Source organism: Lacrimispora amygdalina (assembly GCF_003432035.1).
Classification (GTDB): Bacteria; Bacillota; Clostridia; order Lachnospirales; family Lachnospiraceae; genus Lacrimispora; species Lacrimispora amygdalina.
In genome coordinates this window covers 16,572-33,397 of record NZ_QOHO01000043.1, presented here as the reverse complement: position 1 = coordinate 33,397, position 16,826 = coordinate 16,572, and the positions used below count along the sequence as shown (strand labels likewise).

General features: G+C 33.2%; 17 protein-coding genes and 1 tRNA gene. All 18 read left to right on the top strand.

Annotated features, from left to right (window positions below; genetic code table 11):
• The first annotated feature begins 279 nt into the window (after positions 1-279).
• Positions 280-1,719: a hypothetical protein gene (locus DS742_RS14100; RefSeq protein ID WP_205692760.1), complete on the top strand. Its 1,440-nt coding sequence runs from the start codon at positions 280-282 to the stop codon at positions 1,717-1,719.
• A 92-nt stretch (positions 1,720-1,811) separates the two neighbouring features.
• Positions 1,812-2,315, top strand: a complete 504-nt coding sequence (locus tag DS742_RS14095; RefSeq protein WP_242996481.1) for an NUMOD4 domain-containing protein — start codon at positions 1,812-1,814, stop codon at positions 2,313-2,315.
• A 94-nt stretch (positions 2,316-2,409) separates the two neighbouring features.
• Positions 2,410-2,733, top strand: a complete 324-nt coding sequence (locus DS742_RS14090) for a hypothetical protein (RefSeq protein ID WP_117417613.1) — start codon at positions 2,410-2,412, stop codon at positions 2,731-2,733.
• A 44-nt stretch (positions 2,734-2,777) separates the two neighbouring features.
• The gene (locus tag DS742_RS14085; protein ID WP_117417612.1) at positions 2,778-3,410 is read left to right on the top strand and encodes a hypothetical protein; all 633 of its coding nucleotides are present in this window, start codon (positions 2,778-2,780) and stop codon (positions 3,408-3,410) included.
• Positions 3,411-3,835: 425 nt separating this feature from the next.
• A tRNA-Asn gene (locus DS742_RS14080) sits at positions 3,836-3,908 on the top strand.
• Positions 3,909-4,168: 260 nt separating this feature from the next.
• Positions 4,169-5,401, top strand: a complete 1,233-nt coding sequence (locus DS742_RS14075) for a PhoH family protein (protein ID WP_117417611.1) — start codon at positions 4,169-4,171, stop codon at positions 5,399-5,401.
• A complete protein-coding gene (locus DS742_RS14070) occupies positions 5,386-5,667 on the top strand; it encodes a hypothetical protein (protein WP_117417610.1) in 282 nt (93 codons plus the stop codon). Before DS742_RS14075 ends, DS742_RS14070 begins: the two co-directional genes overlap by 16 nt.
• A 54-nt stretch (positions 5,668-5,721) precedes the next feature.
• Positions 5,722-5,949, top strand: a complete 228-nt coding sequence (locus tag DS742_RS14065) for a hypothetical protein (protein WP_117417609.1) — start codon at positions 5,722-5,724, stop codon at positions 5,947-5,949.
• A gap of 17 nt (positions 5,950-5,966) precedes the next feature.
• Positions 5,967-7,193: a hypothetical protein gene (locus DS742_RS14060; RefSeq protein WP_496196557.1), complete on the top strand. Its 1,227-nt coding sequence runs from the start codon at positions 5,967-5,969 to the stop codon at positions 7,191-7,193.
• 235 nt (positions 7,194-7,428) lie between these two features.
• A complete protein-coding gene (locus tag DS742_RS14055; protein WP_117417608.1) occupies positions 7,429-8,523 on the top strand; it encodes an NUMOD1 domain-containing DNA-binding protein in 1,095 nt (364 codons plus the stop codon).
• 181 nt (positions 8,524-8,704) lie between these two features.
• Positions 8,705-8,998: an HU family DNA-binding protein gene (locus DS742_RS14050; RefSeq protein WP_117417607.1), complete on the top strand. Its 294-nt coding sequence runs from the start codon at positions 8,705-8,707 to the stop codon at positions 8,996-8,998.
• Between the two features lie 15 nt (positions 8,999-9,013).
• Complete coding sequence (locus DS742_RS28845) at positions 9,014-9,160, top strand: hypothetical protein (RefSeq protein ID WP_170313462.1); 147 nt, start codon at positions 9,014-9,016, stop codon at positions 9,158-9,160.
• A gap of 234 nt (positions 9,161-9,394) precedes the next feature.
• Positions 9,395-10,564, top strand: a complete 1,170-nt coding sequence (locus DS742_RS14045; RefSeq protein ID WP_117417606.1) for a homing endonuclease associated repeat-containing protein — start codon at positions 9,395-9,397, stop codon at positions 10,562-10,564.
• 41 nt (positions 10,565-10,605) lie between these two features.
• Positions 10,606-11,634 (top strand): tyrosine-type recombinase/integrase, encoded by a 1,029-nt coding sequence (locus DS742_RS14040; RefSeq protein ID WP_117417605.1) that lies wholly within the window; start codon positions 10,606-10,608, stop codon positions 11,632-11,634.
• Between the two features lie 431 nt (positions 11,635-12,065).
• The gene (locus DS742_RS29485) at positions 12,066-12,896 is read left to right on the top strand and encodes a CHAP domain-containing protein (protein ID WP_242996480.1); all 831 of its coding nucleotides are present in this window, start codon (positions 12,066-12,068) and stop codon (positions 12,894-12,896) included.
• Between the two features lie 197 nt (positions 12,897-13,093).
• Positions 13,094-13,729 (top strand): hypothetical protein, encoded by a 636-nt coding sequence (locus DS742_RS14030; protein WP_117417604.1) that lies wholly within the window; start codon positions 13,094-13,096, stop codon positions 13,727-13,729.
• A gap of 128 nt (positions 13,730-13,857) precedes the next feature.
• Positions 13,858-14,961, top strand: a complete 1,104-nt coding sequence (locus DS742_RS14025) for a YonG family phage-derived protein (RefSeq protein WP_117417603.1) — start codon at positions 13,858-13,860, stop codon at positions 14,959-14,961.
• Positions 14,948-16,807 carry a terminase large subunit gene (locus DS742_RS14020; protein WP_117417602.1) on the top strand — a complete coding sequence of 620 codons (1,860 nt, stop codon included), beginning with the start codon at positions 14,948-14,950 and terminating at the stop codon, positions 16,805-16,807. The genes DS742_RS14025 and DS742_RS14020 overlap by 14 nt, the downstream gene beginning before the upstream one ends.
• The last annotated feature ends 19 nt before the right edge of the window (positions 16,808-16,826 follow it).

Here is a 16,826-nt window from a genome sequence, read left to right as displayed (position 1 = left end):
ACCCTTTAAGGGTGATGATATAGTCTACTCCCCTACTTAAATATCGGGAAACCGAGGGTATTAAGGAAATACTATGAGTCATGGGACGAATACAAAAACTTTTATAAAAAATATAATTGTACTGCCGGTATTTGTAATATTGAAGAAGATAGAGTTAAGAATGCAAAAATCAATTATCAAATGCTTCAAACTCTTACGAATATTACTGATTCTGAAATAGATATACTAACGGAAAAGTCTGTCGAAAAAATAGAGAATATCTGTACGTCAAAAGATACAATGATGAATATTCTAGGAGTTACTCCATATAACACCAAAATGACTCCTTTTCAAAAAGCCATTAAAATATATCCCCCACTTTTATCAGATACATATGCAAAAGATGTAGTTCGTGAAGTTAAAGATAGTCTTTTAAAGAAATATCGTAGTGGAAAGCTTGAAGTGGTTGGCAAATATACATTCTTACTTCCGGATTTTTATGCGGCTTGTGAGTATTGGTTTGGTGGAATAGAAAATCCAAATGGATTATTAAGTGATAAGGAAGTTTTTTGTAATTTGTTTAAAAAAAGTGACAAACTGGATTGTCTCAGAAGTCCTCATTTATATATGGAACATGCCATAAGATTTAATGTTGCAAGTGATGGATATGGTGATCGCGTGTCAAAAATCAAAGAGTGGTTTACTACTAATGCTGTTTACACTAGTGTTCACGATTTAATAAGCAAAATTCTTCAGTTTGATGTTGATGGAGATAAAAGTCTAGTTGTAGCTGAACCGGATTTTGTGAGAATTGCAGAAAGAAATATGAACGGGGTTGTTCCACTCTATTACAACATGAGAAAAGCAGATCCTACATTACTTAATAATAAGACAATTTATGATGGACTAAATGCTGCTTTTACTCATGGAAATATCGGAATCTATAGTAACGACATTTCAAAGATATGGAATGATGATGTGTTTGTGGAAGGAAGTAAGGAAGAACAGGGGGAAGCTATTGACGTTGTAAAGCTTCTTTGTATGGAAAACAACTTCTGTATTGACAGTGCCAAGACATTATATATGCCCGAAAGACCCGATTGGTTCAAACCCGTTGTTTCGAAATATACCAAAAAGAAACTACCCGCATTTTTTAAATATGCTAAGGATAAAGAAAAGGAACAAGTTGAAACTAGAAATCAGAGTTTTGTTAACAAAATATTTGATAGAATTCCAAATAAGGCAATTAACACAAAGGGGTTGAATCTTGGTTCTATAGATTATCGTTTAATGATGAATAATGTAAATGTGGTTTGTAGTGAAGAGGTTGCTAATTTATATAACGAGTTAAATAGAAAATATCGTTATATGATAAATATGAAAGATGAGTATATTGACAATTTGAGATACGTTGCTTGTCAGATTAGAAAATTGTTTAGCAAAACTGGATATTCAGACGAAATTATTGCCGACATGTTGGTGGAATATTTATACGGACATGAAAAAAGATACAAGCAATTGCTTTGGTTCTGCTATGGTCAATGTGTTGTAAATAGTTTGGAGAAAAATATTCAGATTAAGAAAACTAAGTTTATTCAGTGTATTAATTGTGGAGAATGGGTTGAAGTGGATATTGATTCAAAAAGGATAAGATGTGACGATTGTTTTGACATTGAAAGACGTCGTATCGAAAGAGAGAAAAAGAGAAAACAACGAATGTCCCACCAGTTGACAAAATAAATAAAGCTCGTTATTTACGGATTAAATTTACATACCAAAATTTAAATAATCCGTAAATAACGTATTAAAATTTGTTTCATTAAGGGAAGAAGGTGTTTTACATAAAAAATAAAGAAGTTTGGAAACCTATATTCGGCTACGAAGATTTATATGAAATATCAAACTACGGTAGAGTAAAGAGTATTGAGAGATTGGTGAAAAGTAATAACAATAATTTCAGGTTACAAAAAGAATCAATAAGAAAACCTACTGTTAATAACCGTGGTTATTTTTCGATTCGCCTATGTAAAAACGGAAAGTATAAAGCCCAATTTATCCATCGCCTGGTGGCAATTGCATTTATTGATAATCCAAATAATCTACCAGAAGTAAATCACAAAGATGAAGATAAGAAAAATAATCGCGTTGAAAATTTAGAATGGTGTACTAGAAAATATAATATGAATTATGGAACAGTAAAAGACAAAATTATAGGAATATACGTTCCACCAAATGTAAAGAAAAAATCTAAATATACAACAAGTGAATTGTATGAATTACGACTAGAAAAAGCACGTAAAGATGCAAAATTAGCTGAACACATATCGCACAAATAACTATTATAAGGAGAATTATAAAATGTTATCAATTACAAATCAAGATATGTTTCTTATATATCGAATTCGATTAGATGGGAGGAGCGCATAATATTTGACTATTGTACAAGAAGATATTATTAAAGAAATTGCAAGTGTAGAAGATATTAACATAGCGACAGTCCGATTGATTTTTAAGTCGGCAGAGAAAATTATTTTCGACTATTTATCTTCTTCTTCCTCTCCTACTGAAAAAATAGATATTAAAATTTTCAATGGAATGAGCATTGGAAGAAATTATATAAGTAGAAAATCTTATACAAAGGGAATGTTTGAGGATTTAGATTGTCCAGAACATGTAAAATTAAAAGCATCTGTTTCAAAATATTATAATAACAGATTAAATGAAAAATTATTTGGAAAAACAGAGAATACATAATTGTAACAAATAAAATAATTGAGAATAAAAGGAGCGAATTTAATATGAGAACAATCAGTATTACAGAGGCACTTAATGAGTTAAAACTGTATGATTCTAAAATTACAAAAGCTATTACTAATGCATCATTTGTAGGTGGTGCTAAAAAGTCCTCAGATAAAATCGGTGTAGTTTCAAAGGATATATTTAACGAACGAGCAAAAGCCACCTACCAGTCTTCCATTGATTTAATAGCAAATAGAAATTCTTTAAAGTCTGCAATTGTAAAATCTAATGCTATTACAGAAGTTCAGGTAGCCGATAAAGTTATGACGGTTGCAGAGGCTATTGAACGTAAAAACTCTATTGAGTATGAAGAAACTCTCCTATCTGAAATGAAAAGGCAGTATGCGAATGCTAGTGAATTAGTAAATAAGGAAAATAAGAAAGTTGACAATAAGGTTGATGAACTGCTTGCAACCCTGATTGGTAAGGACTCCGATAAAAAAATCAGCAAGGAAGATCAGGAAGCTATTGAAAAACCATACCGAGACAAAAACGAGTTTGAGCTTATTGACCCAATTGAAATTTACAACAAAATTGTTAAACTTGAAGAAGAAATTGATAATTTCAAAAGCCAGGTAGATACTCAGCTTGTCATTTCAAATGCTATTACAAAAATTGCAATTGATTTTTAAGTCATAAATATTTTGTAGTTATTATGAAAACCTAAAACTTACACCCCGTCACCTATGCGGGTATCCACGGATAATCATAGGTAAAATAAAATCAAGAACAATTCTTAATAGAATAATTTGAATTTATCAAATATTGATGAATGGCAAATACATTACTTACGATAGATGTATTTACTAATACATATGATGGTAAAAGCTCAAAATTCAATATTCAGAATTTAAAGATTATATTTTAAAACTCTTTATTTATAAAGTTTAAAGCGTAATTACTAAAATTCGATAAAACCCTTGATTAAGTTTTATTCGTGTCGTGTAATTGACGATTAGGTTTGTACAAGGCTGTAATAACTACAAAAATGAATAAGGTTACTTTTCAAGCCAATGGCGGTATTACCGTTCTGGTAGTGTTGTCATTGGTATTTTATTGACCAATAGCTCAGTTGGTAGAGCAAACGGCTGTTAACCGTTGGGTCGTAGGTTCAAGTCCTACTTAGTCAGTTACCGTATTAAACGGAATACAAAACAAGAAAGAGGGTTTTACCAATAGTTCAGATTACAAAATCAGAAAGTATTGAGTTGCAAAAATTAGGTTATATGTTTGGAAATGAAGGTGACTTACATCATACTTATAGCCGATACAAAAAATATTATTTTACCGAATCAAGAAAAGGTATGGCAGATTTACAGAAAATTCGGAAATCTAAGATCGTTAAGTAGAAGTACTGTGACGAAATATACGTGAAAGGTGGTATCCGTTATTGACTAAGTTCATAGATACCAATATACTACTCTCCCACCTAGATGTGTTGGAGAATGAAAATATGTTTCTGATTAGTTCAGTAAGTATTCAGGAGCTTGAAGAAATTAAAACAAACAGCAAGAAGACCGAAGAATTACGTTATAGTGCAAGGGTTGCTGTCAGATGGTTAAATGACCATCCTGAAAAATATAAGGCGATTATATATGATGGAGAAGTCCGTGATTTTAATGACCACCTTTTAGATGAGACACATGATACACAGATTGTGGAGTGTGCCACATATGCCAAATCGGTAATGGGTTACGGAGATTTAATATTTATTACCGACGATATTTTATGTAAGTTAATTGCAAAAGAATATTTTGGGTTGGCTGTAGACAGTTTAAAGAGTAATGCTGATGACGCATATATGGGCTTTATTGAAAAAATTCTTAGTGAACCAGAGATAGCGTGGTTCTACGAGCATTTAAGTGAAAATATATATGGACTTTTCATAAATGAATACATAGTTCTTAAAAATGAGTTGAACGAAGTAATTGATATTTATCGATGGACTGGCGAAGAGTATGAGGGATTATACAAAAAGCCAATCAAATCTGCTTCGTTCGGGGATAAACTTAAAGCTAAAGATGTTTATCAGCAAATGGCCATTGATTCATTAATTAAAAATACCATGACTGCAATATCTGGCAAAGCCGGTAGTGGAAAATCTCTTTTATCATTAATGGTCGCCATGCACCTAATTGAAAGTGGCAAATACGACCGACTTGTTATCTTATACAATCCAATAAAATTACGCGGATCAGAAAACCAGGGGTATTATCCGGGATCTGCTACAGAAAAAGCTATGCAGAGTGGAATCGGGCAGATTCTCACTACTAAATTTGGTGATAGACTTGGTGTGGATTTGTTAATTAACCAGGATAAAATCAAATTGGTCTGTATGTCAGACTGTCGCGGAATGGAAATCCGTGATAATGAAATTTTATGGATTACAGAATGTGAAAATACATCAATTGATTTAATTAAGATCTGCTTATCTAGAGTATCATCCGGTGCAAAAGTCTTTATCGAGGGAGATTTCGAGCAGATTGATAGTGTCCATTTTCAGGGTGAAAAGAACGGAATGAAGCGCGCAATTGATGTATTTAAGGATCATGGTGAGTTTGGATATGTTCAGTTACAGAACGTTTGGAGGAGTAGAATTGCAGAACTATGCGATTTACTATAAGGGAGCCTATGAAAAACAAAAACTTAATATCATACATATTGGGACTGATCACTGGATTTATTTTCATACCGTTAATTGAGGAATTAATCAATGTAGCGTTCTCATGGATTGAAGTTCTGAAAACAAAGCCGTCCGGGATTATAAATGATTGGAATAAGAAGATGGTAGCTGAAGATGATGGTACGGAATCTGACGCATGCGCTATTGGATTTCACTATACACCAAATGAAGACGAATATTATGAAGATGATTTTGAGGAAGAGTAAATTAAACTCTTCTATTTTTGTGCGAAAATTTGAGAATGAAAGGAATTTTTTATAATGATTAAGGTTAAAGATGTAGACTCTAAGTGGAGTCCACGTAAGAAAAATATTACTATTGAAAATATCAGAGTTGATGGAGATAAATTTGTAGATGAGGAGGGTTCTATTATGGACAGGCTCGTTGAAGCCCTTCCTAATGGAGAAGATACTACATTTACAATTAAGATCTCATTAGAGTTACCAGATGAAGTTGAAGAAGTTGATTTGTCAGATGACGATGAATAAGAAGGGTGGGCTGACGTATAGACAGTAAGGCATTAAGACAGCCAAACGAAGAACCAAAGGCATACAGAATAAGACTGTACAAGAATAAGGAACTATATGGATTAAGTAATCCTGAGATCGGCAGGCTGTGTAACGAAGCTTTCGGAGTATGTTTTGATGAATCTGCTCATCGTAAGCATATGAAAAGTTATCTGGAAGGATATAGTGACGCTAAAACTGAATCATGTGATTCTGATAAACATATGAGGGAACTTGATTTAAAATTAGATGCTATCCGCAAGGAAAATATTAAATTGCAGACAGCCAACATCGAAAGAAGTCGCATTGATAGAAACGTTTCTCGTCAAGAAATGTACTATGAATATGTTGGAAGAACATGTGATGCTCTCCCACTGCCTGATTTTAAGCCTTTGTATTCGTATGAACCAAGTGATTGCAAAAAATCATTCCCAGAAGAATATTTAGTAGCACTGGCAGACATTCATTATGGGGCAAAATTTAAAAGTGAAAACAATGAATACTCTCCCGATATAATAAAAGAGCGTTTGGAATTTTTGGGTTATGAGCTGGTGAGATTTATCACCGAAAAAGAATTGCAGAAATTACATATTGTCAGTCTAGGAGACTTACTTCAAGGAATTCTTCGGATTAATGATTTACGAATTAACGATAGTACCGTTGTTAAGTCTACGGTTGAAATCAGCCGTCTTATTGCAACATTCTTAAATGAATTATCCACTTTCGTAAAAATCGAATATTATCATGTGCCGATGGCAAATCATACGCAGACGCGGGTGTTGGGCAGTAAAGCCAACGAACTTATGGACGAGGATTTAGAGTACCTTATTGGCAATTATATTAAGGATTTATGCAAAGATAACGAACGAATTTGTGTTCACTTAGCAGATGAAGGTAAAGGATATATTGACATTCCTATTTTGGGGAATGAGATTGTAGCGCTTCACGGGCATCAGATTAAAAGCATAGAAAATTCATTAAAAGATTTATCTATGTTAAGACGGTCATTTATAGATGTTCTTCTGATGGGACATTTTCATGCTGGAAAAGAACTCACAAGTAATGAAGGTTGCTGTTCAGATTGTGAGGTTCTAATTGCTCCATCATTTGTTGGGAGTGACCCATATTCCGATTCCCTAATGAAAGGAAGCAAGGCTTCCGTAAAGATATATGGATTCAATGAAATATATGGTCACGATGAGACTTATAAGATTATTTTAAATTAGTAGGTAAAACATATGGACATAAATTTATATTGCTGTTATTCACTTCCGCTCCGTAATTATTTACGTGAAAACGGGTTGAGATACAAACTGGCAGCATTAAATCCGAATAGTAAAAATCTATTTTGGATTTATGTAAAAGATGAAAAACTTAATACTCTTTTGGAAAAGTGGACTTCAAATAAGTAGTTCACTTTTTATTTGGAGAATTATAATGTAGAAAAACTTGGAGGTAATTTTGAAAAACTATAAAATTTATAAGCATACAAATACTATAAACGGGAAGGTATATGTAGGTCAAACATACACATCTCTCCGTGCAAGGTTTGGAAAGAATGGAGTTGGATATAGAGGATGTAAATTATTTTATAAAGCAATACAGAAATATGGGTGGGATAATTTCTCTCATGAAATTTTAGAAGATAATATACATACGCAAGAAATTGCAAATGATAGAGAAAAGTTTTATATAAAACAATACAAATCAACGAACTCAGAATTTGGGTATAACTTAACTAATGGAGGGAATGAGCATAATTGTTTGGGTAAAACTGTTTTTCAATACTCTATGGATGGGGTTTACATTCGTGAATTTAATTCTATTTCTGATGCTAATAGAGAGTTCAATATTTGTGAAGGAAAAATATCTGAATGTTGTAATGGTTCAAGGAAAAGTGCCGGAGATTATAGATGGTCTTTTGATAAGAAAAACAATATTGGAAAATATATTGAATTAACAAATTCAAGAATAGTATATAAATATTCATTATCAGGTGACTTTGTTGAAAAATGCGGGACTGTACCAGATGTGGTAAAACAAATGGGCATTGCCAATGGAGGTCATATATCAAATTGCTGTAATGGAACACGAGAAGTTGCATACGGGTTTCAATGGAAATATTATAAGTGTGACAATATTGGACGCGTGAATTTCAATAAGTGTAATGAAAGAATAATGCAGTTAACTTTATACGGAAAAATCGTAACTGATTATGATTCCATAACTGACGCTTGTTTTCAGTTTGATAATAACATTGAAAAATCTTATTCTAATATTCATAATTGCTTATCTAGTAATGCCAAAAGTGCTTATGGGTATATATGGATATACGAGTCTGATTATGACAAATTTTCTTTGTCTGATTATGAACGGAATAAAAGTCAGAAGAAATCTATAAAACAAATAGATAGCAATGGGAAGATAATAAATATCTTTAAGTCTGTTTCTGATGCAGGAGAATACATAACAGGAAAACGATGTTCTGGGAATATTTCAAGAAGTTTAAAGAATAGAGCAAACAAAGCATATGGGTACTATTGGGAATATGTGTAATATCGTAACTAGTTATAAAAATTAAAACGTTATATGATATTCAATTGGATTAAAGCACCACTTAGATACAGGACAAGAAAAGTCAGCCACGGGCGGGCTGGCCATTATCTCTAAGAAGAGCGTCTACTACTCTTCTATTTTATTGACTAAAAATATTTGAAAGATGAGGATTTGATAAGATATGACAAAGGCAGAATTATTAAAAGAAATCACAAATAGCGTTGCGGAGTTATCACAGAAAGATATTGATACTGTATTAGCAGCATATGCAACAGTTGTTACAGAGAGTTTAATAAAAAATAAAGACGAAGCTATTCCTCTTCCTGGACTTGGCACATTTAAAGTAAAAGATGTAAATGAGCGTAGAGGTACAATTATGATGGGTGATCGTAAAGGCGAGGAATATGTAACACCGGCGCATCAAGAACCTACATTTAAGCTGTCAAAATCAGTTAAGGGACTGTTTGTTGAATAAGGCGGTGATTATGTAATGGGATATGATGAAATTATAAAAACCGTCAACTTAACCGATGATGAAATTACCCTTTTAAAGGAAATTCTGGAAGTAAGACAGGATAAGTGTATTTCTGTTGGTGAAGTGATGACGATTGAAACATTGTTAGAGAAGTTGGATTAATTATATGAGATTCTATGCGGTCAAACGCGTAGGGTCTATTTTTATGGGAATTGCTGATTTTTCAGTGGTTCTCTTTTTGTTTGGAGAAATAAGTAGTGTCCAGCATTATGCGTCATTGCTGATGCTGGGATTTTGAAGAGGATATAAGGAAGTCATGAGCCTTAGAAGGTGTAACCTCATTCGCACCGCCCTCTTCTACTTTTATTATTGAATGAGGAGAAATGAGGAAATAAATTGGTAAAGAGTAAACAGGGTTATAAATTATATACTAATGACGAAATAATATCATTAATTAAAAATTGGTATGATAAAAACGGGAAAATTGTAATAAGAGATTTGAGACATAAAAATGGACTTCCGTCTGTCACACAAGTAATAAATGCTTTTGGTTCATTTCAAAACTGTTTAAAAGAAGCCGACATAAATGTTTATGATAAAGAATATTTGTTTCAAAGAGAATGTTTAACCGATAACGAAATGTTAATTAATTACAAGAAATTTGTTGAAGAGCACTTAAAGACAAATATTTACTTACCGACAAATGATGAGGTAGATGCTTGTGATTATATACAGTGTACCAGTGTTTATATACGGCGCTTCAGTTCATTTGAGCATATAAATGAATTAATCGGATATAACCAAAAGGAGTTTAACAATTCCGCCCTTGAAAAGGACATGCTATTTAAATATAAGCGAGCATGTAAAGAACATGGTAAAAGTTTGTCTAGTAGAGATATAACAAGATTATCTAAAAGTAACAAAGAATATATATACTCTACAGAAGCTTATTTAAACCATTTTGGAACATTACATAATTTACAAGAAATATGTGGCTTTGTGAAAACCCATCCGGGTAAAGGTGCTTCAAGACTAGAAATGATTGTCTGTTTACAAAAGCTTGGAAAATTATTAGGCAGAAGACCTACTCAAAAAGACTTAATTTTATATGATTTTATGCCTAGTTGCAGTACCTATATATCAGAGTTTGGAAGTTTTAAAGAAGCACTAAAAGAATCTGGTTATAGTAAAATAAATGTTTTAAAGACAAAAAACGGAGTTAAATGTCGTTCTACTTATGAATTGAAATTTGCTCAAATGCTTGAAAGATATAATATAAATTTTGAAAATGAAATGTTATATAGCACAATAATACCAAACTTTAAAAGAAAATACAGATTTGATTTTGTTCTGTTTATTGACGGACAAAAAATTTATGTGGAGTTATTTGGCATAGAAGGAAATTTAAAGTATGAAAAAAGAAAGCAAGAAAAAATTAATTTGTGCAGAAAATATAATGTACCATTGATTGATTTATATCAGAAAGATATTTACTCAAAATCGTTTAAAGAAATTTACGGGTTATTATTTGAGCGCATTAATAAAATTGTAAAAGAAGTGGCTTAGACATTATCCACTTCTTTTTTGTTATGGAAGGAAGTGATAAAATGCCAGAAGCTAGGAAAACCTATAGAAACATAATTGTAACGGACGAAATTATTGCAAATTTCAATCCGGAAAATCAAAAATTAGTAAATAAATATCTCAAAAATCTTGCCACTAAAAGAAGCCCAAAAACAGTCAATGCATATAAATCAGATTTTAACGTATTTTTTGCATGGAATTATTTATACAACGATAATGAATTATTCACAAATCTGAAGAAACTTGATATGCAAGATTTTTTTGATTTTGGAATTACTGACTTAAAGTGGAAATCAAATAGATATGCACGTATTCACAGTTCTCTTTCTGAACTATCAAAATTTATTGAAAAATTTTTCGATGAAACATATCCAAATTTTAGAAATCTACTTAAATTTGTAGAAAAACTTCCAAAAGAAAATTCAAGGGAAAAATCCGTATTCAAAAAAGAAGAACTTGATTATTTGATGGATTGTTTAGGAAAAGAAAATCTTATTAATGAACAGTGTTTACTTGCACTAATTATGGCTTCTGGGGCAAGAGCCAGTGAGTTGGTTAGGTTTACTACAGACATGATTGATTATAATAATACTGCTTTTGATGGATTATTTTTAGAAACAACATCTAAAATAAAAGTTAAAGGTCGTGGTGTTGATGGTAAATACATAGAAAGATATATTATTAAAGACTTATTTGTTCCATTCTATAATAAATACCTTCCTGTAAGGCAATTAATTATGGATGAAAATAACAAGGAACATAATTACTTATTTATAACTAGGACAGGTGATCCAATAAAAGTTAGTGGAATTCGTGGCTGGATGGAAAAGTGGGATAACTATCTTACAAAACATTGGTATCCTCATGCAGGAAGGCATTTTTGGACTTCATATTTATCGTCAATTGGACTTGAAAAAGAGTTAATTCAAGAACTTCAAAACTGGTCTTCATCAGATCTCGTTGATTTATACAACGATAATACTGCAAAAGACAGAAAATGGAAAGGGCTAGAAAAGCTTAAAAACGCACTAGCCGATGAATCTAATCAATAGAATCCGCCTTTCATCGGCAATATCACAATGAATTATTTAAGGATAGGACAGGCAGTTGTCACGCCCTAAGGGTCTTAAAGAGATATCGGACTGCCAACCGACTGGATAATTAATAGCGAATGACTGCTGTGCGGTCAAAATAGGGAAATAGCGCAATTAGTTAGGGAAGATGTTCTCTACGAATCCGTAGACATGCGGTGAGGTGGGCGCTTGGAGATAAACAGGTGATGAGGAGTACCCCTGTAACTATATTAGTGGCGGAATAGGTAGACGCTTATAAAAGCAAACGCAATCAGGTAATATGTGCCACCAGTCTTTACTGACGAATAGAGAACTGATTGCCTATCGTGGCTGATGTATGTGAGGTGCAAATCCTCACCTAATATATAAAGAAAATAATAACTCTCCCATTTTCGAAAGGTAGGGATAATATGAAATATAATGTTGTAAATAAAGTTACAAAAGAATTTGAAAAATGGATTGGATATTGCGAAAAAGCAAAAGCTTCTAGTGTGGGAACTAATTATGATAACCCTGAGTCCTATACATCTGGGGCCGGTGATAATAATTACACAATTTTTGCAAAGGTATATAAAGAGAAAACAGGAATTGATGTTCAGGGTCAGCCTTGGTGCGACAGTTTTATTGATACAATTTTTATTCACTTATTTGGGGTTGAAAAGGCTAAGAAGCTTCTGGGCGGATTCTCTGCTTACACCCCTACTTCCGCACAGTATTTCAAAAATATTAATCGATGGTCTACCGGAACACCCGAAGAGGGTTATGTGGGATTTTTCAAAAATGATACAAGAATCTATCATACATTCTATGTCAGAGATTATGCTTCTGGTAAGATGACCACAATCGAGGGGAATACCGGTGGATTAACTGGCATAGTAGAAAATGGTGGTTGCGTAGCAAAGAAGAATTATACATATAGCGATTATAAACCTCGTATACCCGGCTTTGGTACACCAGATTACAGTCTTGTAGAGGAGTATGTAGAGGGTTGGCTTAAAGCTGCTGATAATGTACGTTGGTGGTATCAGTATAGTGATGGTAGTTATGCCAAAGACGGTTGGAAGTTAATCAATCATCATTGGTATTTGTTTGATCCTAATGGATATATGCTCACCGGGTGGCAGTTATGGAATGGACAATGGTATTTCTTGGAGAATACGTCTGGTGCAGATTACGAGGGGGCCTGTTATCATGAAAGCGCCTCTGGTAACGGAGCTTTGGAAGTTTGGTATGTTGACTAATTGAGGAAATGAGTATTTATTTGGAAGAGGCAGGAATAGACCTGTCTCTTTTATTATGCCGTATGTCCGGGTGGCGATGGAGGTGTCTTGAAAACACTTGGCTTTAACAGGCTTGCACGTTCGAATCGTGTGTACGGCGTTACTCTTCTATCACGAAGAGAAATAACAGGTCGTGACTTACCACTAGGAGAAATAATATGGAAAACAAAAATGTATTTGAAGAAACTGTAGCAACATTAATCGAAGATGCAAAGAAACTACAAGCTAAATTTTCAAAGTGTCAGGAAAATAATAATTTTACAGAAGCGTTAAGTTGTATGCGTCTTTTAAAAGATACCCTCGCTCTTATTAAAGAGTATGATTGGGAATTAAAGTATTCCGAGTTAGAAACCACTACTGGGAAGCAGTTGAAAATCTGGGAACAGAATCATTGTGGTGAAATTAGAAACCTAAAAGAATATCAGACTTATGATTCAACTGATAAAAAGAATGTATGGATTGAAAAGTTTGAATCCTGTATTGCTAATCGGCAATCTTATATTTGTACTTATGGAGATGAATGTAGAGGGACAGGAAAATCTTATGCTTTAGCGAGTCTGTGTCACAAATACAATGGTATTGTAGTATCTGAAACAACTAATGGTTCGTTTGGAATAAAGAATAATTGCAAGCAGTTTGGATTTAATGTACCAATTTGTAATTACAGATATGTTTTAAGTATGAGACAAGTCAAAAATAAAATTTTATTTCTTGATGAATGTTCTGGATTAAGTAATGAACAAATTGACAAATTAAAAGAAAGTCATATTGTTATAGGCTTTAAATTAACATAATCACTTTCCCATTTGGACCTAGAACTGCACATTCAATGGTGAAAACAAAATACAGAAGCTATCAACAAGCGCTACTGCACTGGCGGTGGTGCTTATTTTTATTGTAAACAGCAAAGGAGGTATTATAAATGGCACGAAAACCCAAAGTTGCCGACTTAACAGATAACTTTGACGATTCTCATGTTTATACATGCCTACGTTGCGGCAAAAGTTATGAAAATCCAGTTGGTAAATTCTTTAAATCTCCGTGGTCAGAATGTTTTGAAAAGAATTCTAAATTTACACATATTTGCAAGGATTGTGTTAATGAACTCTTTACACATTATGAGAAAAAATATGATACAAAATCAGCTTGTATTTTCATGTGTTATAAGCTTGATATTCCTTATTACTATTCTCTTTTCGACAGTATTATAAAGGCCAACAACAACTTTAGCATGGGGCTTTATATGCGTCAAATAAATGGTCGTCAGTATCAATATCAAGACTTTTCACAATCAATTTTAGCTGGTGAAATAGGCAAGAATTCTACTGATCTTGATCAAGATAAAGAAGTCAAGTGGTCAAAACAAGACACTCAAAATAGAGATTACGCAATTGAACTCATTGGATACGATCCATTTGAAGATTATCCAGAAGAGGATAGGCGATTTTTGTTTAATCAGCTTGCCCCGTATTTGGAAGATGAAGATTCAGCTGAAGATGCTTATAAACTTTCCCAGATACTACAAATAGTTAATAACAATAAACAGATTCATGTTTGTGATAAACGAATTGCAAACTTAGATCCGGTCAAGGATGCAAATGACATTAAAACTTTAAATGTCATAAAGAAAGATCTTGTCGCCAGTAACGATAAAATAGCAAAAGAAAATGAAATTTCCGTAAAGAACAGATCTAACAAGGATGTCGGTAAATCAACTCTGACGTATTTAATGCGCGACCTTAGAGAGAAGCATTTTGATAAGGCCGAAGCCGATTACTATGATCAGCTAAGTGGGCCTGGAACTCAATGGGCAATTTCGGTGTCTCAAAAGGCACTTCTTGATCACTGCCTATTTGATGAAAATGATAAGAAGGAAGTATATGAAACGCAGATAAAGCTTATAGAAGATTTATATAAAGAGTTAGATGACAAAAAAGAACAAGTGCGTCAATTACTTATTCAGGTTGATGAGCTAAAATCGCAATTGTCCACTGTAGAGGACGGTGACGACGATGGCTTATCATAATTTAATATCGGAGAGAAAAAGACGTATTTGTGAGCTAGATGCCAAAAGTATTGCTTATTATAGAAGAAACCCTTGTATTGCTTGTGAAGATTTGCTCGGAATAAAACTTATAGATAGCCAAAAATACATATTACAAGCAAGTTGGAATAAACCACATGTTTTATGGTGTTGTAGCCGAAATTTCGGAAAATCATTTTTGGGCGCTATTTTTATGGTTCTCAAAGCAATTTTATATGAAAATCAAGCTATTTATATTGTAAGTTCCGTTGGTGATCAATCAAAAGAAACCTTTTCAAAAATTGAAGAGATTGTTCTTCGTATCGGTAAGACAGCGGCATCTATTGATTCTCTTAAGGATATTGTTGAAAAGGAAACTAAAAAATCAAGTAATAATAAGACTGGTTTTGGTCATGCTCAGTCAGGATTTCATGTGGAGTTCTATAATGGTAGTGAAATATTTACATTAAACGGGAATCCAGACAACAATAGATCACGTCGAGCAACCTTAGTATTTTTTGATGAAGCCGCATTCTCTTCAGACGAACTAATTGCAGTATGTGAAGCTTTTGCGACGCAAAACACAGAATTCAAGACCTCAGTTGCCAAAGGATTTAATCCCGATACTTTGAAAAGAAAATGTCCAACACAATTGGTTTATGCATCATCTCAAGATGACATGAGCAAAATTTTCTATCAGCATTATAAAAACTTCGCAAAACGAATGATTGCCGGTGATAGAGATTACATAGTTGTTGATATGATTTGCGATACAGCAATAAAAACATTCATGGATGGGAAACCATATACCGCTCTACTTACCCAGGATAAAGTTGATGCTGCCATGAAAGCGAACAGAGAAAAAGCATTAAGGGAGTACTATAATCAGCCCACTCGTGATGGTGGAGTAAACCAGATTGTCAAATGGGGGACTATACGACGAAACGAATGTTTCTATCTTCCTCAATTATCTTATAAACCAGATACTTCAATATGTCTCGCGTTAGATCCTGCCAGAACACTTGATAATTCAATTCTTGGTGCTATGAATATTGTTAATGATCCCAATTATGGGTATATTGGTGAGATTGTCAATTGTGTTAATTTGTTTGATAAGGCGAGTAAAAGGGGATATAAATTAGATTCGAACAGACAATTAGCGGAAATCCGAAAGTATCTTGCTTCCTATAATGGACAATACAACGATTATCAAAATATAGATAGTTTACTGATCGACCAAGGATCTGGAGGTGCGGGAGTTTCCGCATATGCGGATGGATTACTTAATGATTGGGTTGGTGAAGATGGCCGACATCATAGGGGATTAATAGATGCATCTCACGATATCTATACTGGATATAAAGAACTTTACCCTAATGCTATTGATAAGTTAAGATTAATTAGCCCTAGAAAATATAGAACACAAATGGTTGACGAGTTTATAGAATTGATTGATTTAGGGGTAATAAAGTTCCCTTATGAATTTAAACAAGAATTTATTTCAATGGCTAAAAAACAAGAAGATTCAGACGAGGAGATAATTGAAAAATATGAACTGTCCGACAAAGAAATCTCTGCTTTAGCCAATATTGATTTAATGAAACTTGAAACAACATCAATATATAAATATGAAAACTCTGAGAAGACTACAAAAACCTATGCCTTAGCAAAAGATAAGGAAAGCTCCATGCACGATGACCGCTTTTATGTATTAATTATGTTGGCCCATAGGTTATACGAATTAAGAAGAGGACAGATAATCACAAATGAAAAACCTATATCTTCATTCAACGCCCAGTCATATGCTCAATCCCTATCAAAGCTAAACAAAAAGCCAAAAATCTATTAAAAAGGAGGTGATACATAAA